We start from the raw sequence: 24,326 nt of genomic DNA on the forward strand, positions 1-24,326 counted from the left end.
AGGGGTAGAATTGATGATTCGAATTCCCGGAACCCCGACGTCCATGTCCCTCGATCCCGCCCTGCGTTCGCGCATCGAATCCATCCTCAACGCCAACCGCGTCGTGCTGTTCATGAAGGGCCAGCCGTCGATGCCGCAGTGTGGTTTCTCGGCCAAGGCCGTCGGCGCCCTGCAGGACCTGGGCGTCGAGTTCGCCCACGTCAACGTGCTGGCCGACCAGGAAATCCGTGAAGGCATCAAGGCCTATGGCGACTGGCCGACCATTCCGCAGCTGTACATCGACGGCGAACTGGTCGGCGGCAGCGACATCGTGCTGCAGATGGCCGCCAGCGGCGAGCTGAGCAGCGTGCTGGGGCTGCCGGCACCGGACCGTACCCCGCCGAGCATCACCGTCACGCCGGCGGCCGTGGAAATGCTCAAGGGCGCGCTGGCCGATGCCCCGGGCGCGGCCCTGCAGCTGACCATCGACGCCCGCTTCCAGCCCAACTTCCAGCTGGCCCCCCACGACGAAAGCGCCATCGCCGCCGAGTCCAACGGCCTGCGCGTGCAGTTCGACCTGGCCAGCGCGCGTCGCGCCAACGGCATCACCATCGACTGGGTGGACGACATCCGCGGCAAGGGCCTGGCCATCGACAACCCGAATGCGCCCAAGCCGGTGCAGGAAATCAGCGTGCGCGATGCCGACGACCTGGTGCGTGCCGGCAACATCACCCTGGTGGACGTGCGCCCGGCCGACGAGCGCGAGATCGCTGCGGTGGGCGTGCCGTTCAAGACCTTCGACGGCAACGGCCGTGCCGAGCTGGAAGCCCTGCCCAAGGACACCGCACTGGCCTTCATGTGCCACCACGGTGGCCGCAGCGCGCAGGCCGCCGAACAGTTCCGTGCGCTGGGCTTCACCAAGGTGTTCAACGTCACCGGCGGCATCAATGCCTGGTCGGAAGATGTCGACAACGGCGTGCCGAAGTACTGATTGAAGGCCCGGGGTCAGCGCCCTTTCCTGCGGAAAGGCGATCTGACCCCTAAAAAGGGGACGGAGGGGATTAAGTCGTTTGCGGCATAAACGACTTAATCCCCTCCGTCCCCTTTTTTCAGCCGGCGAAACCGCCTTCGGCCAGGTAATCCAGTTCTTCCGGGGTGGGGATGCGGCCCAGCACGGCATTACGGTGCGGAAAGCGCCCGAAGCGACGGATGATGTCGCGGTGCAGTTCGGCGTACTGCAGGTATTCCTTGTCACCCAGCACGTCGAACATCGCCACCGAACGGTCCTGGTCCAACGGGTCCTCGGAGTGCTCGAACGGCAGGTAGATGAAGGCGCGCAGCTTCGGCACCAGCTGCAGGTCCAGGCCTTCCTCGATGGCGCGCATGGCGTAGTGCCGGGCCAGGCCATCGGTGGCATAGGAATGGGCAGTACCGCGGAAGCAGTTGCGCGGGAACTGGTCCAGCAGCAGCATCAGCGCCAGTGCGCCCTCGGCACTGCCCAGCCAGTGTTCACGCCCACGCGAAGCGGCGGCGAAATGCTCATCCAGGAACAACTGGCGGAACTGCGCGTCGAACGCATCGTCGCGGGCGAACCACTTCGCAGGGCCCGCTTCTTTCCAGAAATCCACCACTTGCGCGGCAACGTCCATCACCTACTCCCCAGGGCCGGCGCGCCGCGCCAGGCCATCATCATCATTCATCGAAGCGCAGGTGGCGGACCGACTTGCCGTTGCGCCGGATAAGCTTAAGCGCCTCGATACCGATCTGGATATGATTTTCCACGAACTGGGAGCTGACCTTGGCATCGGAAGCCTCGGTCTTGACCCCGTCGGGGATCATCGGCTGGTCCGAGACCAGCAGCAGCGCGCCACTGGGAATGTGGTTGGCGAAACCGGCCGCGAACACCGTGGCGGTTTCCATGTCGATGGCCATGCAGCGCATCGCCCGCAGCCGCTCCTTGAAGGCCTCGTCGTGCTCCCAGACCCGGCGGTTGGTGGTGTAGACGGTGCCGGTCCAGTAGTCGTGGCCGAGGTCGCGGATCATGGTCGAGACTGCACGCTGCAGCGCGAACGCCGGCAACGCCGGGACTTCCGGCGGCAGGTAATCGCCCGAGGTACCCTCGCCACGGATCGCTGCGATCGGCAGCACCAGGTCGCCCAGCTGGTTCTTGCGCTTGAGGCCACCGCACTTGCCCAAAAACAGCACCGCCTTGGGCATCACTGCCGACAGCAGATCCATGATGATCGCGGCATTGGGGCTGCCCATGCCGAAGTTGATCATGGTGATGCCGTCGATGGTGGCACTGGCCATCGGCCGGTCCAGGCCGATGACCGGCGCGCCGGTCAACTCGGAAAAGGTGTGCAGGTAACCGCCGAAATTGGTTAGCAGGATGTGCTGTCCGAACTGGTCCAAGGGCACGCCGGTGTACCGGGGCAGCCAGTTGTCGACGATTTCCTGCTTGCTCTTCATGGGCGGTGGTCCGGTGCACGACGTGGGAACCGGCTATTTTCAGCCAGCCGGGCGGCCCCGTCGAGGCACTGCCGATGCACCTGTGAAGAAGGTCACTTGGCAAGCCTACCACCGCCCGGCTAGCGTCGGCGACTGGATCACGTTGCGAGGGGAACTGCATGGCATCGTCGTTGTTGCGCGCCGGAGTGGCACTGGCACTGCTTTCATTGAGCACGGCGCCTGCGGTGGGGGCGTCGCGCTTTGTCACCGATCCCTACCCCAGCACCTACCAGGCCCATCCCGATGCGCCGGTACTGATCCAGAACGCCACCGTGCTGACCGGCACCGGCCAGCGCCTGGACAACGCCGACGTGCTGCTGCGCGACGGCCGCATCGTTGCCGTCGGCCGCCAGCTGCAGGCCGATGCCGCTGTCACCCGCATTGATGCACAGGGCAAGTGGGTCACTCCGGGCCTGATCGACGTGCATTCGCACCTGGGCGTGTATCCCAGCCCGGGTGTCGGTGCGCACAGCGACGGCAACGAGATGACCGCACCGGTCACCGCCAACGTCTGGGCCGAACATTCGGTGTGGCCGCAGGACCCGGGCTTCGCCACCGCGCTGGCCGGCGGCGTGACCAGCATGCAGGTGCTGCCGGGCTCGGCCAACCTGGTCGGTGGCCGCGGCGTGACCTTGAAGAACGTCCCCGCCATCACCTACCAGGCGATGAAGTTTCCCGGTGCGCCCTGGGGCCTGAAAATGGCGTGCGGCGAGAACCCCAAGCGGGTCTATGGCGAGGGCAAGGGCGTGACCCCGGCCACGCGCATGGGCAACGTGGCCGGCTATCGTGCCGCCTTCATCGATGCCGCCGACTACATCGCCAGGAACAAGCCCAAGCCGGCCAAGCGCAAGAGCTGGTTCGGCAGCGACAAGGGCGACAGCGCCGGTGATGCCGGCGGCAAGCGCGATCTCAAGCTGGACACGCTGGCCGGCGCGATCGAAGGCGACATCCGCGTGCACATCCACTGCTATCGCGCCGACGAGATGGCCACCATGCTCGACCTGGCCAAGGAATTCGGCTTCAAGGTGGCCGCTTTCCACCACGGCGTGGAGGCCTACAAGCTGGCCGACCGGCTGGCCGCCGACGGCGTCTGCGGTGCACTCTGGGCCGATTGGTGGGGCTTCAAGATGGAAGCCTTCGACGGCATTCCCGAGAACATCGCGCTGGTCGACCGGCCGAAGAACAGCTGCGCCGTCGTCCATTCCGATTCACCGGAAGGCATCCAGCGCCTGAACCAGGAAGCAGCCAAGGTGATCGCCGCCGCACGCCGCGCCCACATGCCGGAGATCACCCCCGAGCACGCCATCACCTGGATGACTGCCAACGCCGCCAGGGCGCTGGGGATTGAAGGCCAGACCGGCACTCTGGAGGCGGGCAAGATGGCCGATGTGGTGGTCTGGAACGGCAACCCCTTCAGTTCCTACGCGCTGGCCGAGCAGGTCTTCATCGACGGCCGCCGCCTGTACGACCGCAGCGCACCTGCGGCCACGCCACGTTCCGACTTCCAGCTTGGCCAGGAGGTGCACTGATGGGCGCGTTGAACAAGCGTCGCCGGGCATGGCTCGGCGCTACGGTCATGGTGCTGGCCTGCCTCTCCGCATCCGCGCAGGCGCAGGACCTGCTGGTGCGCAACGCGACCGTGCATACGGCCAGCACGCGCGGCAGCCTGCAGCACGCCGATGTGCTGGTGCAGGGCGGGATCATCCGCGCAGTCGGCAGCGGGCTGTCCGCCCCGGCCGGGGCCAGCGTGGTCGAGGCCGATGGCCGCCCGCTGACACCGGCGCTGTTCGGGGGCATCACCGAGATCGGCATCGAAGAGGTCTCCGGTGAAGCGAGCACGGTCGACAGCACGTTGAAGATCGGCGAACAACCGTTGCGCCCCGAGTTCGATGTCACCCTGGCGTACAACCCGGCCTCGGTGCTGATCCCGGTGGCACGCCTGGACGGCATCGGCTTCACCGCCCTGGGGGCGGCCACCGGCGGCGGCTTCGTTGCAGGCCAGGGTGGCGTGATGCGGCTGGACGGCAGCGCCGATCCCCTCGGGCCGCGCGCGCTGTTCCTGCGCCTGGGGTCGGCCGCAGTGGAGCTGACCGGGCAGTCGCGTGCGGCGCAATGGATGCTGCTGCAGCAGATGGTGGACGAGGCGCGTGGCCAGGTTGCCGCGGACTCACCGCACGCGCTGCTGACGCCGGCCGGGCGCCGCACGCTCAGCCGCTACCTGGCCGGGCACGGCCGCATCGTGGTGGAGGTGGACCGCGCGGCGGACATTCGCCAGCTGCTGCGCTGGGCCGCCCGCGAAAAGGTGAAGATCGCCATCGCCGGTGGCAGCGAAGCCTGGCAGCTGGCGCCGGAGCTGGCCGCCGCACAGGTACCGGTGTTCGTCGATGTGTTGTCCAACCTGCCGGCCAGCTTCGACCAGATCGGCGCCACGCTGGAAAATGCGGCACGCCTGCAACGTTCCGGCGTGGCGGTCTCGTTCGTGCAGCGTGGCGACGCCTCGCACAACGCCCGCAAGATGCGCCAGCTGGCCGGCAATGCCGTGGCCAACGGTTTGCCCTGGGCCGACGGCCTGGCCGGCCTGACCCGGGTGCCGGCGCAGGCGTTCGGCGTGGCCGACCAGATCGGCAGCATCGAGCCGGGCAAGCGTGCCGACCTGGTGCTGTGGGAGGGCGACCCGCTGGACGTGGCGCACTATGCCGAACAGGTCTGGCTGGGCGGCCGGGCGATGCCGATGCGCTCGCGCCAGACCGAACTGCGCGACCGCTACCTGCAGCGCAACGCGCAGCCCTGACCTCCAGTTATTCAAGGAAACCTGCATGGCCACCCTGCGCTGGTACTTCGACTTCGTCTCGCCCTATTCCTACCTGCATTGGCAGAAGCTGAAGCAGTTGCCCCAGTTCGCACAGATCCAGACCGTGCCGATCGCCTTCGGTGCCGTGCTGCATCACCTGGGCAACCTCGGGCCGGCCGAGATTCCGGCCAAGCGCCGCTTCATGTACCGCCAGCTGCTGTGGACTGCGCAGGCCGAAGGAACACCGCTGCGGTTCCCGCCGGGCCACCCGTTCAACCCGTTGTCTGCCCTGCGGCTGTGCCTGGCCGCCGGTGGCAGCGTGCAGGCGGTGGACGTGCTGTTCGACTGGATCTGGCGCGACGGCAATGCCGCCGATAGCGCCGAGGCCCTGCGCGAGCCGGCTGCGCGGCTGGGGATCGAGGATGTCGCCAGCGCCATCGCGGCCCCCGCGGCCAAGGAGCAGCTGCGGAGGAACACCGAGGCCGCCATTGCTGCCGGCGTGTTCGGCGTACCAACCCTGGCCATCGATGACGAACTGTTCTGGGGCAACGACGCCCATCCGTTGATGGCCGCCGTGCTGGCCGATCCCGCCCTGCTGCAGCAGCCCGAGTGGCAGCGCCTGGCCGAACTTCCGGTGGCCGTGCAGCGCAGTCGCTGAACAGGGCCTGGCGCATTTCCCTCGCGCGCCACGCCAGAATTTGAGATAGATTTCACGTTTCCGAACCTACAACCGCCCTGGAGGGGGAGCCGCGGATGCGCATCGGAATCGTCGTCGACTCGGCCTGCGACCTGCCGCAGGACTTCATTGCCGAGCACAACATCGTGCTGCTGCCGATCACCGTCCGCATCGGCGAAGCCGTGCTGGCCGATCACCGCGATGAGCAGGCCACGCTGAGCTTCCTGCACGCGCACGTGGCCGAACACGGCGCCGAGGCGGAAACCATTCCCTTCAGCGTCAACCAGATCCGCGACCTGTTCCTGCAGCAGCTGGTCATCGATTACGACCACGTGTTCTGCATGACCATCACCAAGACCCGCAGCCCGATCCATGACAACGCGCTGCAGGCCAGCTTCGCCATCCTCAACGACTACAAGCCGGTTCGGCAGGCAGCGGGCTACAACTCGCCGTTCGCGCTGCGCGTGCTCGATACCCAGAACCTGTTCGCTGCGCAGGCGGTGACTGCGGTGGAGGCGGTTCGCCTGCGTGACAGTGGCGCCAGCGTGCAGCAGATCCGCGAGCGGCTGGAAGAACTGGCCGGCAACGTGCACGGCTACATGGTCACCCGTGATCTGTACTACATGCGTGCGCGCGCCCGGCACAAGGGCGACCGCAGCGTCGGCCTGCTCAGTGCGGCGCTGGGCAGCGCACTGGACATCAAGCCGGTGCTGCACGGCTACCGCGGCGAAACCGGGCCGGTCGCCAAGATCAAGGGCTTCGACAGCGCCGTGCAGAAGCTGTTCGCGGTGGTCGGCCAGCGCGTGCGTGCCGGGCTGATGACGCCGACGGTGTGCGTCAGCTACGGCGGAGAACTGGACGAGCTGCGTGCCCTGCCCGGCTACGCGCAGCTGAAAGAGGTCTGCGCCGGCCATGGCGTGACCGTGTACGAATCGGTGATGAGCCTGACCGGCATGGTCAATGTCGGCAAGGGCGCGGTCACGGTGGGTTTCGCCGATGGGCCACATCGGTTTGAATGAAGGCCGACCGTGGCTGGAATCTGCACATCGATTCCACCGCGGTTGTGCCAGTCTTGCCGCACTTCAAGGAGAACTTCATGCCTGCGCAGTACCACATCAGCCTGCCCGACCCGTCCAAAGCCCGCGGCAACGACCCTGACCTGTCCTTCCACTCGCAGGGCGCCGCCGGTTTCGCCGAAGAGCTGCAGGATGCCCTGCGCAGCGGCACGCTGTTCGAGCGCTGGAAGGCCAAGCAGCCCGACCCGGACGCGGTGGAACCGCAGTGGGGCGTGACCGATCCGGACGCCACCGTGACCGGCGAGCAGAAGGACCTGCGCATCAACCTGGTGGCCACCACCCGCATCGACAGCGATGTGTTCAAGCAGCGCCTGCGCCTGCTGGCCGGCAGCCACTGGGAACTGCGCGACGTGCGGTGAGGCCACGCCGGCACTACCCAGCGCGATGTCGCTGGACGGGTGGCACGCCCAACAGGCTGGTTCTGTACGACCAGCGGCGAACCGGATTGGCCTGGCCGAACAGGATGAGGCGGTTTGGCGGCAATGGGCAGCAGCGCGTGACGGGCGGGTCCGCTCAGCAGTCCATCGTTCCGTGCGCGTTGCCCTCGTCATCCAGCACGTGTGCGTGCAGGACCACCTGGTTGCGGCCAGCCCGCTTGGCGGCATACAGGCCGGCATCGGCGTCTGCCAGCAACTGATCGGCACTGGCCAGCGCCGGCGGATGCAGGTAACCCACGCCGACGCTGATGCTGACCGGGCCTTCCGGCAATGGCAGCGCTTCGACCGCTTCGCGCAGCCGCTCGGCCAGCGCCAGCACGCCCGACAACGGGCTTCCGGGCACAATGACGGCGAACTCTTCACCGCCATAACGCGCAACGCTGTCACCGCCGCGACCGGCTATGGCCTTCAGCACCCCGGCCACCGCCTGCAGGCAACGATCACCGGCCGGATGGCCGTGCTGGTCGTTGAAGGCCTTGAAGTGGTCGATATCCACCAGCAGCAGGCCAAGCTCGGTGCCGCTGCGCCGTGCGCGATTCCACTCGGACGTCAGCCGTGCGTCGAATTCACGGCGGTTGGCCACGCCGGTCAGGCCATCCTGCCGCGCCAGTTGATCCAGTGCTGCCTGGCGTTCCAGAAGATCAGTCTGCAGCAGGACGCTGCGCAGGCCGAAGCCAAGGGTGGCTACGACGAAGCCCGCAACAGCCAACGGCCGCGCATGATCGACCACCAGCGTGCCGACCACCAGCAGCAGCAATGGCAGGATCATCGGACCAGCGGCCTGCACCGTCCTCGCCAGCCGCGGGTGTGCCGCAGTGCCTGTGTGCGGCGCCGTTTCCAGCGCCAGGCAGGCGATCAGCAGAAAAGGTACGTCGATCAGCAGATCGTTGAACGCACCGAATGCATCATCGGAGGTGTAGTGGTTGATGTAGTAGGCCACCAGCAGATAGGCCAGTGCGTACAGCGCCAGTGCGCGGAAGAACCTGCGCCGTTCGGGCACGTCGCCGGCCAGCCATCGCACCACGGCGAACGCGGCGATACACAGGTTCTGGATGTCGAACATGCGCTGCATGTTGGACATGGCATGGGCGTCGACCTCGACACGGGCGGCGAACGATGCGGTGTGCACGAAGAACAGCACACCCAGCAGCGCCGCCATCGCCGCGTCGATCAGGCTGATGCTCGGGCGCTCGCGGCGTGCCCGGGCCAGGATGAACACCAGCGGCACGCCATACAGCACGTACAACAACAGGCTGATGCGTGGGGTGAAGTCAGCCCGGCCGGCGCCCAGCGCATCCACCATGTTGGACGTCATGCCACCGGCCCACAGCAGCAGTGCCATCGCGGTAGAACGCCAGCCCAGAGCGGCGCGGTCACGTTGCGCCCGCACCAGGCACGCGGCGGCGGCCAGCAGCGGTGCGCCGGTCAGGAACAGGAAAGAGCCCACGCCCGCCGGGCTCGGCCAGAACGCCACGGCCAGCCCATGGCAAAGCACGTACAGCAGCGCCATCACTACCGGCATGCATCCCCCCGATCCGCAAGGCCGTATGGCCGCACCATAGCGCGCCGGCATGCCACAGCGGCGTGATCCACTGCGGCAAAACGACACTCCGCGTGCGCCACCATGGTAGTGCCGGCCGCTGGCCGGCACCACCGGAACGCGCTCAGCCCTGCAGGGCGCGGGCGTGGTGGGCGATGTGCTCGCCGATGAAGCTGGCGATGAAGTAGTAGCTGTGGTCGTAGCCCGGCTGCAGACGCAGGGTCAGCGGATGGCCGGCGGCCGCGCAGGCCTGCTGCAGGCGCTGCGGCTGCAGCTGGGTCTGCAGGAACTCGTCCGCCTCGCCCTGGTCGACCAGCAGCGGCAGGCGCTCGTCAGCCATAGCGATCAGCTCGCAGGCATCCCATTGCGCCCAGTCGGCCGGGTTGTCGCCCAGATAGGCATGGAAGGCCTTCTGCCCCCACGGCACGTGGCTGGGCGCGACGATCGGCGAAAACGCCGACACGCTGCGATAGCGCCCGGGGTTGCGCAGCGCGATCAGCAGCGCGCCATGGCCGCCCATCGAATGGCCACTGATCGCGCGCGCATCGGTGACCGCGAAGTTCGCCTCGATCAGCGCCGGCAGCTCCTGCGCCACGTAATCATGCATGCGGTAGTGCTCCGCCCAGGGCGCACGGGTGGCGTTGAGGTAGAACCCCGCTCCCTTGCCGAGGTCGTAGCCTTCGGCATCGGCCACATCATCGCCGCGCGGGCTGGTATCCGGCGCAACGATGATTACTCCGTGCTCGGCTGCATAGCGCTGCGCACCGGCCTTGGTGATGAAATTCTGCTCGGTGCAGGTCAGGCCGCTCAGCCAGTACAGCACCGGCAGCTTCTGTGTTTCCACTTGCGGTGGCAGGTACACGGCGAACTGCATGTCGCAGCCCAGCGTGGTCGAATGATGGCGGTACACGTCCTGCCAGCCGCCGAAACAGGCGCGGTGTTCAATGCGTTCCATGGTGCTCTCCTGCGCGGCGCGTCAGCGCACGCGTGCTTCTGGTAGATGCCGACCTTGGTCGGCTTATCCACGCCCGGCGTGGATGCCTTGGCTGATCAGTTCATCCAGCTGTGCCAGCAGGCGCAGCAACGATTCGACGCCAGGCTGGCCGTCCAGGTTGCGATACGCCGCCACCGCCACGTCGCTGCGCGGTGGCCACTGACCGTCGGCGCGGGCCTCGTAGAGGCGCGGCAGAAATACCTGCGCAAGCCACTGCTCGAACGGCATGCCATCGTCGCTGCCGAAGGCCGAAGTCACCGCACGCGGTGGCCCCACCTCGCCGTCGACCCAGCCCAGCGCGCGCAACGCCTGCTCGATCGGCGCCACCAAGGCCGCGCGCGGGTCTTCCGCACGCGGCCGGCGCAGGGCATCGAACCAGCCCATGACGCGGCTCAGTAATGGACCACCGAACGGATCGACTTGCCTTCATGCATGAGGTCGAAGGCGTCGTTGATCCTGTCCAGGTCCATGGTGTGGGTGACGAACGGCGCCAGTTCGATATCGCCCTTCATCGCGTCCTCGACCATGCCCGGCAGCTGGCTGCGACCCTTGACGCCACCGAAGGCGGTACCCATCCACTTGCGCCCGGTCACCAGCTGGAACGGGCGGGTGGAGATCTCCTGCCCGGCACCGGCCACGCCGATCACCACGCTCTGGCCCCAGCCACGATGCGCGCATTCCAGCGCCGCGCGCATCACGTTGACGTTGCCGATGCACTCGAAGCTGTGGTCCACACCCCAGGTGGTCATTTCCACGATGACCTGCTGGATCGGCTTGTCGAAGTCCTTCGGGTTGATGCAGTCGGTGGCGCCGAATTCGCGCGCCAGTTCGAACTTGGACGGATTGGTGTCCACCGCGATGATGCGGCCGGCCTTGGCCTGGCGCGCACCCTGGATCACCGCCAGGCCGATGCCACCCAGGCCGAACACCGCCACGCTGTCGCCTTCCTGCACCTTGGCGGTGTTGTGCACCGCGCCGATGCCAGTGGTGACGCCACAGCCGAGCAGGCAGACGTGTTCCGGGTTGGCGTCCGGGTTGATCTTCGCCAGCGAGACTTCGGCCACAACGGTGTACTCGCTGAAGGTCGAGCAGCCCATGTAGTGGTACAGCGGCTCGCCGTTGTAGCTGAAGCGGCTGGTGCCGTCGGGCATCACGCCCTTGCCCTGGGTGGCGCGCACGGCCACGCACAGGTTGGTCTTGCCGCTCTTGCAGAACAGGCATTCGCCACACTCGGCGGTATACAGCGGAATCACATGGTCGCCCGGCTTGACGCTGGTCACGCCCTCGCCCACTTCCACCACGATGCCGGCGCCTTCATGGCCCAGCACCACCGGGAACAGGCCTTCCGGGTCATCACCGGACAGGGTGAACGCATCGGTGTGGCAGACACCGGTGTGGGTAATCTTCACCAGCACTTCGCCCTTCTTCGGCGGGGCGACGTCGATCTCGACGATCTGCAGCGGCTGGCCGGGACCAAAGGCGACGGCGGCACGGGATTTCATGGGTGGACTCTCCAGAGACAGGCAATGACAGGATGGGCGGCGCCATGTTGCGCCGTCGTTTACTTCAGGTACGAGCGGATCAACGCGCTCATGTCGCGCACGCGTTCGGCGCGTTGTTCGTCGGAGGCGGCGGGCTGGCCGAATTCCTCGCGCAGATGGGCCTCCATCACCTCGGACATCAGGCCGTTGACCGCGCCACGGATGGCGGCGATCTGCTGCAGCACCGGCCCGCAGTCGGCGCCGGCTTCCAGCGCGCGGTCAAGCGCATCGCACTGGCCGCGGATGCGGCGCACGCGGGCCAGGACCTTCTTCTTCTCTTCGGGGGAGTGCGGCATGGCGGGCCAGTTCGGAACTATACTGGGGGATAGTATACATGCGTATTGGCAAAGTGACGGAAATGGCATCTCCCGCCTCCGCAATAGTGCCGTTGAATCTTTTCATATCAATCAATTACAGCAATTTCGCTTCTACCGTTCATGCATCGGGGCATGCTGTAGGATCGGCAGAATCAGGAACCAGACAATGGGTGTTGGCATCCAACTCGGGCGCATCACCGATGAGATCGGCAGTGGCGCGTTTCTCCATGCCTTCTTCTCGACCATATCCGGCAACCTGGAGCCGAATGGCTGGGGAAGTCGATTCCCAATCCTCTTGAATCAGCTATACGCCGGCAGACTGCAGCAATCAGATGCTGCCGCCGCGCTGGCCGAACTACATAGGGTCCGCCGAGAGCTGGCCGAGCTTGCGCCAGCCCGTGTCATATGGTCGTTCGAGGATAGAACCCAGCGTCCACCGTGGGGAGACGATATCGCTGGCGACATCGACAGCCTGGCGACCTACTTCGTCACCTCACATGGGCACGATCTGATCGCGCTTCTGGCCGAGGTGTTTGAAGCACTTCAGGAAGGCGAAGACACGTCCGCCCGGATCATCAACTACTGATGCCCTACGCTCAATCAAACACGCCCTGAGCCGCCAACCGCGCCAGCTCATCCACCACGTAGCGCACCTTGGGCCGCAGGTGGCGGGTCGGTGGCCACAGCGCATGGATGTCGATATGCCGCTGCATGTGCGCATCCAGCACCGATTGCAGCGCCCCGGATTCCAGATGACGGCGTACCAGTGAAACGGGCATCTGGCAGATGCCCAGCCCAGCGATGGCCGCATCGATCACCGCGTCACCATCGTTGAGCTGGTAGGTCGCATTCGGGATGAACGTTCCCTCGACATCGTCCCTGCCGATCCGCCACGCCACCGGCTGGCCGTGGCGGAAACCAACGACGCTGCGGTGCTGCGCCAGATCCTCCACGATGGCCGGCACGCCATGCGCCTGCAGGTACTCCGGCGATGCGCAGGTGACCAGTCGTTGGCGACCCAGCCGGCGCGCGACCAGATGCTCGGCCTGGTGCAATCCGCCGAAGCGGATCAGCAGGTCGATGCCCTCTTCGACCGGATCGACGAAGTGATCGGTGAAGGTCATCGTCAGTTGCAGGTCCGGGTATTGCCGGCACAGGCGCAGCAGCACCGGCAGCACCACCAGGCGCCCGAACGAGGATGGCATGTCGATGCGCAGCCGTCCGCTGGGCAGGCCGGCCGACCCCAGGCAGGCCTCGGCGGCGGAGATTTCTTCCAGCGCCGCCGCACACGATGCGTAGTACGCCTCGCCGTCGGTGGTCAGCGCGATGCGCCGCGTGGTGCGGTGGAACAGGCGCACGCCCAGCCGCGCTTCCAGCCGGGCGATGGCCTTGCCCACCGCCGAGCGTGAGATGCCCAGCGCGTCGGCAGCCTCGGTGAAGCTGCCTGAGCGGGCCGTGGTAACGAACGTGACCAGGCCATTCAATGATTCCAGCGGCAGCATCTATCGCGCTCCATTGGGGACAAATAGTCCCGCACCCAGGGAGATCGAAGCGCTTTATGCGCCTGCATGTCAACTCCATTCTGTGTGCATCGCGCCGCTGGCGCCTCCTCCCCGCACCAAGATGACCGACATGACCGCCGCCCTGTTCCGCCCCTTCGATCTGGCAGGCATCGCCCTGCGCAACCGCATCGTGATGGCCCCGATGACCCGCGCCCGCAACCCCGGCGCGGTGGCCAATGAACTCACCGCGCAGTACTACCGGCAGCGCGCCAGCGCCGGCCTGATCATCAGTGAAGGCACCCCGGTCTCGCCGCAGGGCCAGGGTTACATCGACGTGCCGGGTATCTGGTCGGCCCAGCAGGTTGCCGGGTGGAAGCTCGTCACCGAGGCGGTGCATGCCGCACAGGGCACGATCTTCGCCCAGCTCTGGCACGTCGGCCGCATGTCGCATTACTCGCTGCAGCCCGACGGTGGTCAACCGGTAAGCGCCGGTACCCGGCCGGTCGCCAGCGCACCGAAGAACACCTCGTTCGTCTATCTGGACGACGGCAGCCGCGGCCACGCCGATCCCACCCCGGCACGTGCGCTGGCCACCGAAGAGATCCCCGGCATCGTCGACGACTTCGCGCGCGGCGCCGACAACGCCATCGCCGCCGGCTTCGATGGCATCGAACTGCATGCCGCCAACGGCTACCTGTTCGAACAGTTCCTCAACCCGCTCATCAACCAGCGCGAGGACCGCTATGGCGGCTCGCTGCCCAATCGTGCGCGCTTGATCCTGGAGACCGTCGATGCGATGACCCAGCGCATTGGTGCGCAGCGGATCGGCGTGCGCCTGGCGCCGAACAACCTCACCTTCGACATGCCGTTCTACCCCGACAACGAGGCCACCTACCTGTACCTGGCCGAGGAGCTGGGCACGCGCGGCCTAGCCTATGTGCATCTCAACGACAACCTGCAGGCGGGCCAGTCGGTGCTGGGCGAGGTGTTCCTGCGGCAGTTCAAGCAGGCCCACGGCGGCACCGTCATCCTGGCAGGTGGCATGACCCGCGAACGCGCCCTGCAGCTGGTCGAAGCGGGCACCATCGACCTGGCCGCGTTTGGCCAGCCGTTCATCGCCAACCCGGATCTGGTCGAGCGCCTGCAGCGCAACGTCGCGCTGGCCACGCCGGACCGCAGCACCTATTACGGGGGCGGCGAGGCAGGCTACCTCGATTACCCGGCCGCAGGCTGATCCCGCACGGTGTCGGATCCCCGCCGCCGGCGGGGCTCCGACCCATGTCCTCAGGCATCCTCGCGCACGTACGCGAACGACTCGTCCAACCGCTCGCAGCCGATCACTTCAACGACGATGGCCTGTGCGTCGTCTTCGCTGATGTTTCCTTCTTCAATATCGTCAACGCGGGCAAACAGCTGCTGCAACGCCGCGTACTGGTCGTCGCGAAGGAAGGAGTGGTGGGACTGCAACCAGCGCTGCAGATTGCCGGCCAGCTCGCCGTGCGACAGCAGCGTATACGGCGCTTGGTAGTCGGCAACGGCTTCGACCATCTTGCGGAACAGGAAATCCTGGTAGTTGGCGGCCAGCACATCGGCACGATCATCGTCATGCCACACCAGCACGACGGGGGGCTCGGCAAAGCCGGGCGCGTTGCTCCAGAAGCAGTAGCTGTCACCCGCGCCGGTCCGCGCAAAAGGCAGCAGTTGCAGGTCTGTGCGCAGGGGATTGTAGTGGTCCTCGGCGGTCAGCTCCTGCCACGCCTCCAGCAGCTCGTCGTGTTCCAACGGCTCGTAGTCCTGGGCGTACAGCAGCACCGGCGGATCCGCCTGCAGCGTCGGGAATACCACCTCGGACCATTCCGGATGGGGAGCACCCCAACTCAACCGACCCGCTGCATGCAACTGCTTGAACAGGGGCGGGAAGGACTGGCCGGTGGCCTGTTCGATGCCGGATAGCGCGCTCATGGATGTCCTTGTCGATAGAGACCGCCCAGCTTGCCCGAATCCGCGCAGGAGATGAACCGGCCACAGCACGCGGCAGGACTAGACTGCGACCACCGGATGCCACCCATCGCTGCCATGAACGCCACTGCCCACAGCTTCATCGTCAACCTCGACGTCCCCGACCTGGCCGCCGCCGAAGACTTCTACATCCGGGCCTTCGGCCTGCGCATCGGCCGCCGTCTCGGCCCGGGTGCCGTGGAGCTGCTCGGTGGGCCAACGCCGCTCTACCTGCTGCACAACGACGCCGGCAGCGCCGCCACCGAAGACGGCGACGTGCGCGACTACGAGCGCCATTGGACGCCGCTGCACCTGGATTGGGTAGTGGATGACATCGACGCCGCGCTGGTACGTGCAGTCGCAGCCGGAGCGACGCTCGAGCAGTCCTTGCGCGAGCGTCGCTGGGGACGCATCGCCGTGCTGGCCGATCCGTTCGGCCACGGCTTCTGCCTGATCCAGTTCAGTGCTGAAGGCTACGACGCGCTGGTCGAATGACCGTTGCACCACTCACCACGGCAAAGGCACTGCCTCGCCATTGGCACGCTCGCCGTAGTACAGCGACGGCAGCAAGCGCGAGAGGAAACTGAACTCCGTATAGCAGTGCTTGAGCAGGCCCAGGCCGACCGCATCGCCGGCCTCGCGGTGCGGATCGGCGCTGTCCAGGCCGAGCACGAAGCGGCTGCGCAGCACACAGCCAAACGGCGTATCACGCGCCACGTGCAGCATCTGCCCGTCGCAGGGATCACCGTTTGCATCCAGGCGGACGTGGTCGCCGAAGCCGATGCGCGCGGCAATCACCGCCGATACATCGCCTGCATCCTGTGCCGCCTGCAGGCGCTGGGGCACCAGCAGCGTGCGCGGGTCATGGAACTTCAGGCGTGCCGCCACCGGCGGAATGTCGGCCAGCGATTCCACCGCATGGATGCTGGCACCGTGGTAGCTGCGCCCGCGCTGCCACGCCGCGTCCCAGCCGCGATGCTCGACATGATCGACCGGATGCCACCAGCGGATGTGCTGGGTGGTCTCGAAGAAGGTGAACCACCAGTCCAGCATGCGGCCCTTGCAGCCGTGCAGATCGGTACGCACCGCCACCAGCAGGGTGCCGTCTTCGCGGCGCTGGATGCCGGTCTCCAGGTGCATCGGCGCCGGGTCGAGCAGATCGTGGTGGTCCAGCCAGGCGCGTGCGTTCACAGCGGTATCCATCGGGGTCTCCTGCGGTGTTGGGAGATCCGACAATACGGAAACGCACGTCGTTTCGCAATTAGCCGGATGCGGTAAGATGGGGGTAATGAACAGCCCCCCCCTGCCCGAGCCCACAACACCGAGCCGCCGCCGCGGCCGCCCCGCTCGACCGGAAGCCGAGGTCCGCCACGCCGTGCTGCAGGCCACGCTGGAGCTGCTGCTGGCACAGGGCTACGAGGCGACCACGATCGAAGCGGTGGCGACCCATGCCGGGGTGGCGAAGAAGACGGTGTATCGCCACGCCAGCAATCGCGAGGAACTGGTTGGGCTTGCGGTGCGCGAATGGACCGACGGCTTCGCGCCGCAGCTGCAGCGCGATGCGCACGGTGCCGACGAGGTGCTGCCGTTGCTGCAGGACATCCTGCAGGCGGTGTGCACGCAGGCACTGTCGGCGCAGGCGGTGCAGGTGTTCCGGCTGCTGGCTACCGATTTTCCCGGCAAGGATGCGCTGCTGCAGGCCTATCTGGACAATGGCATCGAACGCGGCCGAGCGCTGCTGGCTGACTGGCTGGAACGGCAGCAGCAGCGTGGGCTGCTGCGTGAGGGGGATTCCGCACGCATGGCGCGACTGATCCTGGCAATGGCCGTGGCCGAGCCGCTGCGCGAACGCGTGATCGGTGTAGTGGCCGAGGATGCACCGGTAGACGTGCACCTGCTTGATTGCGTGGCGTTGTTGGCGCCGGTGTTTCAGGTGCCGTAGTCAACCAGTAAGCCGCAGCTGTGTACCACGCATTCAGACGAAGTGGCCTCGCGGGGCTCTTTGCAATTTCTTGTATGGCCTACTGGAAAGACTGAAGGGACTATCCATGATCGATCTCTTCGGCGCGATCACATGCGATTTCTCTTTTCCGAACTCTGTAATCTCCTGGGACAACGAATCGATAGCGATCCGGTCCTCTCCATCGCCGAACGTATTGGCGCGAAGACACCGAAACCAACCTCCTTCGCATACTCCAACTCTATTGGCGAAATGTCTCACCGCCCCACGGATCTGGAAATCAGCTGGAATCACGAGATTCTCGCACCCGCGTACTACCCACCCCGGAAATCAGGCCGCAACTTCGTCTGCTGGGTGGATTCAATCTGGTTTGACCCGTCAACAGTAGACAACCTGCCATTGCAGTTGTCTCCGACCTCCGTCGCTGAGGATCTGGTTGAAGTGGCTCCTCAACTCATTGTCGAGGATATGCCCAAGAGAACGGCGGCGATGCTCACATCTCGTCCAGACTGCATGCTTGTTCTCCCAAGCACTCCCCGGCGGTGGCAGATCAAGCTTGCACAGATGCACCGCTACTCCTTGCCAAGCCATGCTGCCGTCGGAAATGATCGTCCAGAGCAGAATGACAATTCAGACAGGTGGAAGTACTGGGATCAAGCTACTGCGTTTTTTCTCTACTGGTGCATTCTCAGAGGCTTCGCAAGCGAACGCCACACTCGTGATCACAGTGAAGAAATCCAGGACTTAAATCAACACCGCATGTCCGTGGTGGATTACATCCGTGAAAACTGTTTTGAAGGCGAACTGTGGAGCTGGGATATCCGCGAACCCGTGCGCCATTTTTCCTACATCTACTTTCATGCCCTCTGCAATCGCAACTCAGCACATCCTGGAATTGGAAGACCGGACAGGTGCCATCCCAACGATGACCTGAGCGCAGTGATGGACTACCTGTCCAAGTGCGGGGGCCCCAACGTAGACGACGAATGGCAGCTGTTTCACCAGTTCTCAGAGATGTTGGACGCACGCTGGAATGACTACCTTCTGACAGGGCTTCAGACAGAAGTAAGCCGCCGCCGGGCCGTCCAGCTCACAGCAATGTATAGAAAGATGGTGGACAACCTCTCCGCGAGTTCTGAACTGTCGTAGAAGTCCAAGTGTTCATCGGCATCCACGGTATCCACGCGCTGTGCGGAGACTTCTGGATAGCCATCCACGCATGGCGTGGATCTACCACGACATCCATGCGTTGCGGGGGTCAACATATGCATGAGGCGTTGGTCAGTAGATCCACGCCATGCGTGGATGCGATCCACCACGATTCACTCGCGCAGCATATCCACGAACGCGCGCAGCGCACCGGGCATCTGCCGCTGCTTCGGGTAGTACAGCGCGAAGCCGGCGAACGGTTCGCTCCAGTCTTCCAGCACTGCCACCATCTGGCCGGATTCGATATACGGCCGCGCCGTGTCTTCCAGCACGTAGGCCAGGCCGATGCCATCAAGCACTGCACCCACGACGGTGCCCTGCTCACTCAACGTGAGCCGGCCCGGCACATCGATCTCCAGCGCTTGCCCGCTACGCTCGAACTGCCACTTGTAGAGATGCCCGCTGGCGAAGCGGAAGCGGATGCATTCGTGTGCCGCCAGGTCCCGCGGATGCTGTGGTGCCGGGTGTCGCCGCAGGTAGTCCGGCGAGCCGACAATCAGCCCGCGCAACGGTGGCCCCATCGGCACCGCCACCATGTCCTCGGGCACGAACTCGTGCAGGCGCACGCCGGCGTCGTAGCCCTCGGCGACGATGTCGACCAGGCCATCGTTCTCGGTGAGCTCCACCCGCACGTCGGGGTGAGCGTGCAGGAAGCGCGCCAGTCGCGGCCCCAACTGGGTCGGTACCGCCGCGCGGGTGGCGTTGATGCGCAGCAGGCCGGCCGGGGCGGCACGGAACTGGTTCATCTCTTCCAGCGCGTCATGCACCTGGCCCAGCGCCGGCTGCAGGCGCTCCAGCAGGCGCTGCCCGGCCTCAGTCAGGGCCACGCTGCGGGTGGTGCGATGGAACAGGCCAACCCCCAACCGTTCTTCCAGCGCGCGGATCGCATAGCTCACTGCCGAGGTCGACAGCGCCAGCTCGGCACCGGCGCGGCGGAAGCTGCGGTGGCGGGCGACCGCGGCAAACGCGGCCAGGTGGGTGAGGTTGTCAGTGGCCATGATTGTGCAGTTCCACTTGATGAATCATGCCGATATCCGCGATTCCTGCCGCTGGGAACGGGGCGTATTGTAAAACGCCTTTCGATAAACCCTGCCAAGGATTCCCCATGTCCCTCGCCCGTGGTTACGCCGCCCATTCACATACCGACCCGCTGATTCCGTACGAGTTCGAACGCCGCGCGGTCGGCCCGGACGATGTGCGCATCGAGATCCTCTACAGCGGCATCTGCCACTCCGACCTGCACCAGGCCCGCGACGACTGGGGTGGCTCGATCTACCCGATGGTGCCGGGTCACGAGATCATCGGCCGCGTCACCGAGGTCGGCAGCAACGTCACCCGCTTCAAGGTCGGCGACCACGCCGGCGTGGGTTGCATGGTCGACTCCTGCCGCCACTGCGACGCCTGCCAGCATGACCTGGAGCAGTACTGCGCCGAGGGCGCGACCTGGACCTACAACGGCCGTGAACGCGAAACCGGCGCACCGACCTACGGCGGCTATTCCGACCACGTGGTGGTCGAGCAGCGCTTCGTGGTGAAGGTGTCCGACACCCTCGACCTGAAGGCGGCCGCACCGCTGCTGTGCGCCGGCATCACCACGTGGTCGCCGCTGCGCCATTGGAAGGTCGGCCCGGGCCAGAAGGTCGGCGTGATCGGCCTCGGCGGCCTCGGCCACATGGGCGTGAAGTTCGCCAAGGCGCTCGGTGCGCACGTGGTGATGATCACCACCACCCCGGAAAAGGGCGCCGATGCCAAGCGCCTAGGCGCCGATGAGGTGCTGGTCTCGCGCGATGCGGCGCAGATGAAGGCGCACGCCGGCAGCTTCGACTTCCTGCTCAATACCATCCCGGTCAGCCATGACACCAATCCGTACATGGGCCTGCTCAAGCGCGAAGCCACCATGTGCCTGGTCGGCGTGCTGACCGAACTGGACCCGCCGTTGACCGGTGGCAGCGTGATCTTCGGCCGCAAGCACCTGACCGGCTCGGCGATCGGCGGCATGGCCGAAACCCAGGAAATGATGGACTTCTGTGCCGAGCACGGCATCGTCAGCGATGTGGAGATGATCGACATCAGGAACGTCAACGAAGCCTGGGAGCGCATGGCGAAGAACGATGTGCGCTACCGCTTCGTGATCGACATGGCGACGTTGAAGAACGCGGCCTGAGCCAAGACGGATCTGGAAATGAAAAACCCCGGCAATGCCGGGGTTTTTCTTTTGGGTAGTGCCGGCCGCTGGCCGGCAATCCCGCATGACGGTCAGTACGCGAACTCGCGGAACACCGGATCGACGTCACCATGCCAGCGGCCATGGAACAGCGCCAGCTTGCGCTCGGCCGGGGTCAGGCCGGATTCGACGATCTCCTGCAGCACGTCCAGGAACTTGCTCTCGTCCTGGCCATCGGCATTACGTGCGGCGCGACGCTTGAGCCCTTCCACCGAGATCTTGACCGCCTCGCCGGCGAGGTCACGCACGGTGCCATTGCGGAACGGCAGGTTCATCGCATGCTTCGGCACGCCGTCACGCAGCGCATGGCGCTCGGCCAGGGTGAAGTCACGCACCAGGTCCCAGGCGGCATCCAGTGCGGTGTCGTCATACAACAGGCCCACCCAGAATGCCGGCAGCGCACACAGGCGGCTCCACGGGCCACCATCGGCACCACGCATTTCCAGGTACTTCTTCAGGCGCACTTCCGGGAACGCGGTGGTCATGTGGTCCGACCAGTCGCGCAGCGTCGGCAGCGCACCCGGCAGCACCGGCAGCCTGGCCTGCATGAAATCGCGGAAGCTCTGCCCGCTGGCGTCGTGGTAGATGCCATCGCGGTAGGAGAAATACATCGGCACGTCGAGCAGGTAGTCGACATAGCGCTCGTAACCAAAACCATCCTCGAACACGAAGTCGAGCATGCCGGTGCGGTCGGCGTCGGTGTCGGTCCAGATGTGCGAGCGGTAGCTCAGGTAGCCGTTCGGCTTGCCTTCGGTGAACGGCGAATCGGCGAACAGCGCGGTGGCTATCGGCTGCAGCGCCAGCGACACGCGGAACTTCTTCACCATGTCCGCTTCGGTGGCGTAGTCCAGGTTCACCTGCACCGTGCAGGTGCGGGTCATCATGTCCAGGCCCAGCGAACCGACCTTGGGCATGTACGAGCGCATGATCTTGTAGCGCCCCTTGGGCATCCACGGCATTTCATCGCGCTTCCACTTCGGCTGGAAGCCCATGCCGAGGAAACCCAGCTGCAGTTCGCCGGCCACCTGCGCCACTTCATTGAGGTGGGTGCCGGTCTCCACGCAGGTCTGGTGGATGGTTTCCAGCGCCGCACCGGACAGTTCCAGCTGGCCGGCCGGTTCCAGCGTCACCGAGGCGCCATCGCGCAGCAGGGCAATCGTGCTGCCGTTCTCCTGCACGGGCTCCCAGCCGAAGCGGACCAGGCCGTTGAGCAGCGCTTCGATGCCGCGCTCGCCCTCGAAGGTCGGCGGGCGCAGGTCATCCAGGCGGAACCCGAACTTCTCGTGCTCGGTGCCGATGCGCCACTGCGCGCGGGGCTTCTCGCCGGAGGCGATCACCTCCACCAGCTGCGAGCGGTCGGTAATGGGGGTATCGGCGACGTGGCTGGGGCTCGACAAGGGAGAGGCTCGCTGGACGGTGGCGGGGGATGTGGGGCTCGCGGCCTTCCATCGCAAGGGCGCACTATAGCGTGGCACCCCGTCGCGTCATGCGACGGTGACGGGTTTCAGCATCCTACCGACGCCCTCTTGACCCTCGTACACTCAACGTCATGAGCCGCCATTCACGACACCCCGAACTGCACCGCTCCGAACGCGTCGGCTGGCTGCGCGCCGCCGTGCTGGGCGCCAACGATGGCATCGTCTCGGTGGCCGGGCTGGTGGTTGGCGTGGCGGCCAGCGGCGCCTCGGCTGCAACCATTCTGGCCACCGGCGTGGCCGGCACCGTAGCCGGCGCGATGTCCATGGCTGCCGGCGAGTATGTGTCGGTGCAGACCCAGGCCGACACCGAAGCAGCCGACCTGGCGATGGAGAAGCGCGAACTGCGCGACAACCCGCACAGCGAGCTGGAAGAGCTGGCCGCGATCTACCGCCACCGTGGCCTGGAACCTGCATTGGCCCGGCAGGTAGCCGAACAGCTCACCGCCCACGATGCGCTGGGCGCGCATGCGCGCGACGAACTGGGCATCACCGATACCCTGCGCGCCCGCCCGCTGCAGGCAGCGCTGGCCTCGGCCGGTGCGTTCACCTGCGGTGCGGCGCTGCCAGTGCTGGCCGCCCTGCTGGCGCCGGTCGACAAGGTCGCACTGATGACCACGGCCAGTACCCTGCTCGGCCTGTGCCTGACCGGCGCGGTGGCAGCCCAGGCCGGCGGCGCCCCGCCGGTACGCGGCGCAATGCGTGTGATGTTCTGGGGTGCACTGGCAATGGCCGCCGCTGCAGGCGTCGGTCGCCTGTTCGGCGCCCAGGTGACATGACCGGCATGCTGCCGCCAGTTACCGCACTGCTGGCCGAGATGGCCAGTCTGGCCGGCTGCGCACGCGCCGAAGGTTATGCGTGCATCACCGCTCGGCGCGAACATGGCGCCAGCTCGGTGGAGATTCCGCAACCCCAGTTCGCGATCCTGCTGGAAGGCCGCAAGCAGGTGCGTACCGCGCACCAGTCGCTGGAGTTCATCCCCGGCGACATCCTGCTGCTGACCCAGCGCTGCCGCATCGATGTAGTCAACACCCCCGACCCACGCAGTGGCCGCTACCTCAGCGCCATCGTGCCGCTGTGTGCCGAAGTGCTGGCGGCCGCACGCACGCTGTGGAGCGGGGAGCTTCCCGCCGCTGGTCATGCGATGGCGCGACTGCCGTTGATCGATCATGGCGCGGTGCTGCGCCAGTGGCGGCAATCGCTGCAGGACGGCCGTTACAGCGAAGCGCGGCTGGCCCTGGCCTCGTTGGTACTGACCCTGTGCCGGCAGGGCCACGGCAACCTGCTGCTGCCGCAGGCGCCGAGCCTGGGCGAACAGATCCGCGACCGCATCGCCGCCGAACCGGCCCGCGACTGGCAATCGCGTGATGTGGAAGCGCTGTTCGCGCTGAGCGGCGCGACCCTGCGCCGTCGCCTGGCGGCCGAGGACACCAGCCTGCGCCAGCTGCTCACCGAGGCCCGGCTGGCGCATGGCATGCAGCTGCTCTACACCACCGACCTGCCGTTGAAGACCGTGGCAGCGCGCGCGGGCTACCGGTCTGCGGCGAGTTTCAGCAAGCGCTTCGCCGAGCAGTACGGACTGGCTCCCACAGACATTTAAGGGGGTTCGGCAGGGCTGCGCCCTGCACCCGCCGAAGCGAGAGCAAGAGCCGGAGCAACAGCAACAGCAACAGCGTGCATTCCGTGGGATGGCGGGGCGGTGTGGGTGGGCAGGACACGCCGTAAACCCGTCCCTGGGGGCTCGATGGCGCCATCCATGGCGCCAACGGTCCTGCCCACCCACACCGCCCCACCTTCGACAGGTTCACTCGGCTGTTGGCAACTGCGGCTTTGTTCCGCGCGGCTGTTGGTAGGTGTCGACCTTGGTCGACACATCTGTCAGATATCGAATGAGTCATCCACGCATGGCGTGGATCTACTGTATCGACCAAGGTCGACACCCACCGAGGCAATACGTCGTTCCAACAGATCGCGGAAAACTGTCGAAGGCGGGGTGGGTCCGGTTGCGGGGGCGTGAGCCGCATGGATGCGGCGACCGAGCTTACAGGGACGTACTTGCAGCGGCCCCCGCAACCGGACCCACCCCGCCATCCCACGGA

General features: G+C 66.1%; 26 protein-coding genes. 14 read left to right on the top strand and 12 right to left on the bottom strand.

Annotation, left to right across the window (positions count from 1 at the left end; all coding sequences use genetic code 11):
• Positions 1 to 43 precede the first annotated feature (43 nt).
• Complete coding sequence (grxD, locus tag G370_RS0119430; RefSeq protein ID WP_026347276.1) at positions 44 to 970, top strand: Grx4 family monothiol glutaredoxin; 927 nt, start codon at positions 44 to 46, stop codon at positions 968 to 970.
• Between the two features lie 118 nt (positions 971 to 1,088).
• On the opposite strand, the gene G370_RS0119435 is transcribed toward grxD, so the two are convergent.
• Positions 1,089 to 1,628 (bottom strand): DUF924 family protein, encoded by a 540-nt coding sequence (locus G370_RS0119435; RefSeq protein ID WP_019662077.1) that lies wholly within the window; start codon positions 1,626 to 1,628, stop codon positions 1,089 to 1,091.
• 43 nt (positions 1,629 to 1,671) lie between these two features.
• Complete coding sequence (locus G370_RS0119440; protein WP_005414446.1) at positions 1,672 to 2,448, bottom strand: AMP nucleosidase; 777 nt, start codon at positions 2,446 to 2,448, stop codon at positions 1,672 to 1,674.
• A gap of 158 nt (positions 2,449 to 2,606) precedes the next feature.
• On the opposite strand from G370_RS0119440, the gene G370_RS0119445 reads away from it, so the two are divergent.
• The 5 genes from G370_RS0119445 to G370_RS0119465 all read left to right on the top strand — a co-directional run bounded on the left by G370_RS0119445 (position 2,607) and on the right by G370_RS0119465 (position 7,389).
• Complete coding sequence (locus G370_RS0119445) at positions 2,607 to 4,016, top strand: amidohydrolase (protein ID WP_019662078.1); 1,410 nt, start codon at positions 2,607 to 2,609, stop codon at positions 4,014 to 4,016.
• Positions 4,016 to 5,278, top strand: a complete 1,263-nt coding sequence (locus G370_RS0119450) for an amidohydrolase family protein (protein WP_019662079.1) — start codon at positions 4,016 to 4,018, stop codon at positions 5,276 to 5,278. Before G370_RS0119445 ends, G370_RS0119450 begins: the two co-directional genes overlap by 1 nt.
• Positions 5,279 to 5,303: 25 nt before the next feature.
• Complete coding sequence (locus G370_RS0119455) at positions 5,304 to 5,936, top strand: 2-hydroxychromene-2-carboxylate isomerase (protein WP_019662080.1); 633 nt, start codon at positions 5,304 to 5,306, stop codon at positions 5,934 to 5,936.
• Positions 5,937 to 6,031: 95 nt separating this feature from the next.
• A complete protein-coding gene (locus tag G370_RS0119460; protein WP_019662081.1) occupies positions 6,032 to 6,973 on the top strand; it encodes a DegV family protein in 942 nt (313 codons plus the stop codon).
• A 77-nt stretch (positions 6,974 to 7,050) separates the two neighbouring features.
• Positions 7,051 to 7,389, top strand: coding sequence for a hypothetical protein (locus G370_RS0119465; RefSeq protein WP_005414449.1), 339 nt, complete (start codon positions 7,051 to 7,053; stop codon positions 7,387 to 7,389).
• Positions 7,390 to 7,543: 154 nt separating this feature from the next.
• Here G370_RS0119465 and G370_RS0119470 read toward each other — a convergent pair whose 3' ends face one another.
• The 5 genes from G370_RS0119470 to frmR form a co-directional block, all read right to left on the bottom strand.
• Positions 7,544 to 8,989, bottom strand: coding sequence for a GGDEF domain-containing protein (locus G370_RS0119470; protein WP_019662083.1), 1,446 nt, complete (start codon positions 8,987 to 8,989; stop codon positions 7,544 to 7,546).
• Between the two features lie 142 nt (positions 8,990 to 9,131).
• Positions 9,132 to 9,962, bottom strand: a complete 831-nt coding sequence (fghA, locus tag G370_RS0119475; RefSeq protein ID WP_019662084.1) for an S-formylglutathione hydrolase — start codon at positions 9,960 to 9,962, stop codon at positions 9,132 to 9,134.
• 63 nt (positions 9,963 to 10,025) lie between these two features.
• Positions 10,026 to 10,385, bottom strand: a complete 360-nt coding sequence (locus tag G370_RS0119480; protein ID WP_019662085.1) for a YqcC family protein — start codon at positions 10,383 to 10,385, stop codon at positions 10,026 to 10,028.
• Between the two features lie 8 nt (positions 10,386 to 10,393).
• On the bottom strand, positions 10,394 to 11,503 hold the full coding sequence (locus G370_RS0119485) for an S-(hydroxymethyl)glutathione dehydrogenase/class III alcohol dehydrogenase (RefSeq protein WP_019662086.1): 1,110 nt from the start codon (positions 11,501 to 11,503) through the stop codon (positions 10,394 to 10,396).
• Positions 11,504 to 11,562: 59 nt separating this feature from the next.
• The gene (gene frmR / locus G370_RS0119490; RefSeq protein WP_005411009.1) at positions 11,563 to 11,838 is read right to left on the bottom strand and encodes a formaldehyde-responsive transcriptional repressor FrmR; all 276 of its coding nucleotides are present in this window, start codon (positions 11,836 to 11,838) and stop codon (positions 11,563 to 11,565) included.
• Between the two features lie 187 nt (positions 11,839 to 12,025).
• On the opposite strand from frmR, the gene G370_RS0119495 reads away from it, so the two are divergent.
• Positions 12,026 to 12,445, top strand: coding sequence for an Imm70 family immunity protein (locus G370_RS0119495; RefSeq protein ID WP_019662087.1), 420 nt, complete (start codon positions 12,026 to 12,028; stop codon positions 12,443 to 12,445).
• 10 nt (positions 12,446 to 12,455) lie between these two features.
• On the opposite strand, the gene G370_RS0119500 is transcribed toward G370_RS0119495, so the two are convergent.
• Positions 12,456 to 13,361: a LysR family transcriptional regulator gene (locus G370_RS0119500; protein ID WP_019662088.1), complete on the bottom strand. Its 906-nt coding sequence runs from the start codon at positions 13,359 to 13,361 to the stop codon at positions 12,456 to 12,458.
• A gap of 130 nt (positions 13,362 to 13,491) precedes the next feature.
• Between G370_RS0119500 and G370_RS0119505 the strand changes: the two genes are divergently transcribed.
• On the top strand, positions 13,492 to 14,595 hold the full coding sequence (locus G370_RS0119505; protein WP_019662089.1) for an alkene reductase: 1,104 nt from the start codon (positions 13,492 to 13,494) through the stop codon (positions 14,593 to 14,595).
• 50 nt (positions 14,596 to 14,645) lie between these two features.
• Here G370_RS0119505 and G370_RS0119510 read toward each other — a convergent pair whose 3' ends face one another.
• Entirely contained in the window at positions 14,646 to 15,323 is a 678-nt protein-coding gene (locus G370_RS0119510) for an SMI1/KNR4 family protein (protein ID WP_019662090.1), read from the bottom strand.
• 114 nt (positions 15,324 to 15,437) lie between these two features.
• Here G370_RS0119510 and G370_RS0119515 point away from each other — a divergent pair, with 114 nt between their 5' ends.
• Positions 15,438 to 15,854, top strand: coding sequence for a VOC family protein (locus G370_RS0119515; protein ID WP_026347277.1), 417 nt, complete (start codon positions 15,438 to 15,440; stop codon positions 15,852 to 15,854).
• A 12-nt stretch (positions 15,855 to 15,866) separates the two neighbouring features.
• Here G370_RS0119515 and G370_RS0119520 read toward each other — a convergent pair whose 3' ends face one another.
• Positions 15,867 to 16,562, bottom strand: a complete 696-nt coding sequence (locus G370_RS0119520; protein WP_019662092.1) for a DAPG hydrolase family protein — start codon at positions 16,560 to 16,562, stop codon at positions 15,867 to 15,869.
• 76 nt (positions 16,563 to 16,638) lie between these two features.
• On the opposite strand from G370_RS0119520, the gene G370_RS0119525 reads away from it, so the two are divergent.
• Together G370_RS0119525 and G370_RS1000000121700 are read left to right on the top strand one after the other, a co-directional pair.
• A complete protein-coding gene (locus G370_RS0119525) occupies positions 16,639 to 17,301 on the top strand; it encodes a TetR/AcrR family transcriptional regulator (protein WP_019662093.1) in 663 nt (220 codons plus the stop codon).
• A gap of 132 nt (positions 17,302 to 17,433) precedes the next feature.
• Complete coding sequence (locus G370_RS1000000121700; protein ID WP_154081368.1) at positions 17,434 to 18,468, top strand: DUF7832 domain-containing protein; 1,035 nt, start codon at positions 17,434 to 17,436, stop codon at positions 18,466 to 18,468.
• A 173-nt stretch (positions 18,469 to 18,641) separates the two neighbouring features.
• Here the strand turns inward: G370_RS1000000121700 and G370_RS0119535 are convergent, their stop codons facing one another.
• Positions 18,642 to 19,526 carry a LysR family transcriptional regulator gene (locus tag G370_RS0119535; protein WP_019336462.1) on the bottom strand — a complete coding sequence of 295 codons (885 nt, stop codon included), beginning with the start codon at positions 19,524 to 19,526 and terminating at the stop codon, positions 18,642 to 18,644.
• Positions 19,527 to 19,633: 107 nt separating this feature from the next.
• On the opposite strand from G370_RS0119535, the gene G370_RS0119540 reads away from it, so the two are divergent.
• Complete coding sequence (locus G370_RS0119540) at positions 19,634 to 20,692, top strand: NAD(P)-dependent alcohol dehydrogenase (protein ID WP_019662095.1); 1,059 nt, start codon at positions 19,634 to 19,636, stop codon at positions 20,690 to 20,692.
• 92 nt (positions 20,693 to 20,784) lie between these two features.
• On the opposite strand, the gene G370_RS0119545 is transcribed toward G370_RS0119540, so the two are convergent.
• Positions 20,785 to 22,149, bottom strand: coding sequence for a glutamate--cysteine ligase (locus G370_RS0119545; RefSeq protein WP_019662096.1), 1,365 nt, complete (start codon positions 22,147 to 22,149; stop codon positions 20,785 to 20,787).
• Between the two features lie 152 nt (positions 22,150 to 22,301).
• On the opposite strand from G370_RS0119545, the gene G370_RS0119550 reads away from it, so the two are divergent.
• Together G370_RS0119550 and G370_RS0119555 are read left to right on the top strand one after the other, a co-directional pair.
• Positions 22,302 to 23,006: a VIT1/CCC1 transporter family protein gene (locus G370_RS0119550; protein WP_019662097.1), complete on the top strand. Its 705-nt coding sequence runs from the start codon at positions 22,302 to 22,304 to the stop codon at positions 23,004 to 23,006.
• Positions 23,003 to 23,827 (top strand): helix-turn-helix transcriptional regulator, encoded by an 825-nt coding sequence (locus G370_RS0119555; RefSeq protein ID WP_019662098.1) that lies wholly within the window; start codon positions 23,003 to 23,005, stop codon positions 23,825 to 23,827. The genes G370_RS0119550 and G370_RS0119555 overlap by 4 nt, the downstream gene beginning before the upstream one ends.
• The last annotated feature ends 499 nt before the right edge of the window (positions 23,828 to 24,326 follow it).

The organism is Stenotrophomonas hibiscicola ATCC 19867, from assembly GCF_000382065.1.
In the GTDB taxonomy this organism is placed as follows: Bacteria; Pseudomonadota; Gammaproteobacteria; order Xanthomonadales; family Xanthomonadaceae; genus Stenotrophomonas; species Stenotrophomonas hibiscicola.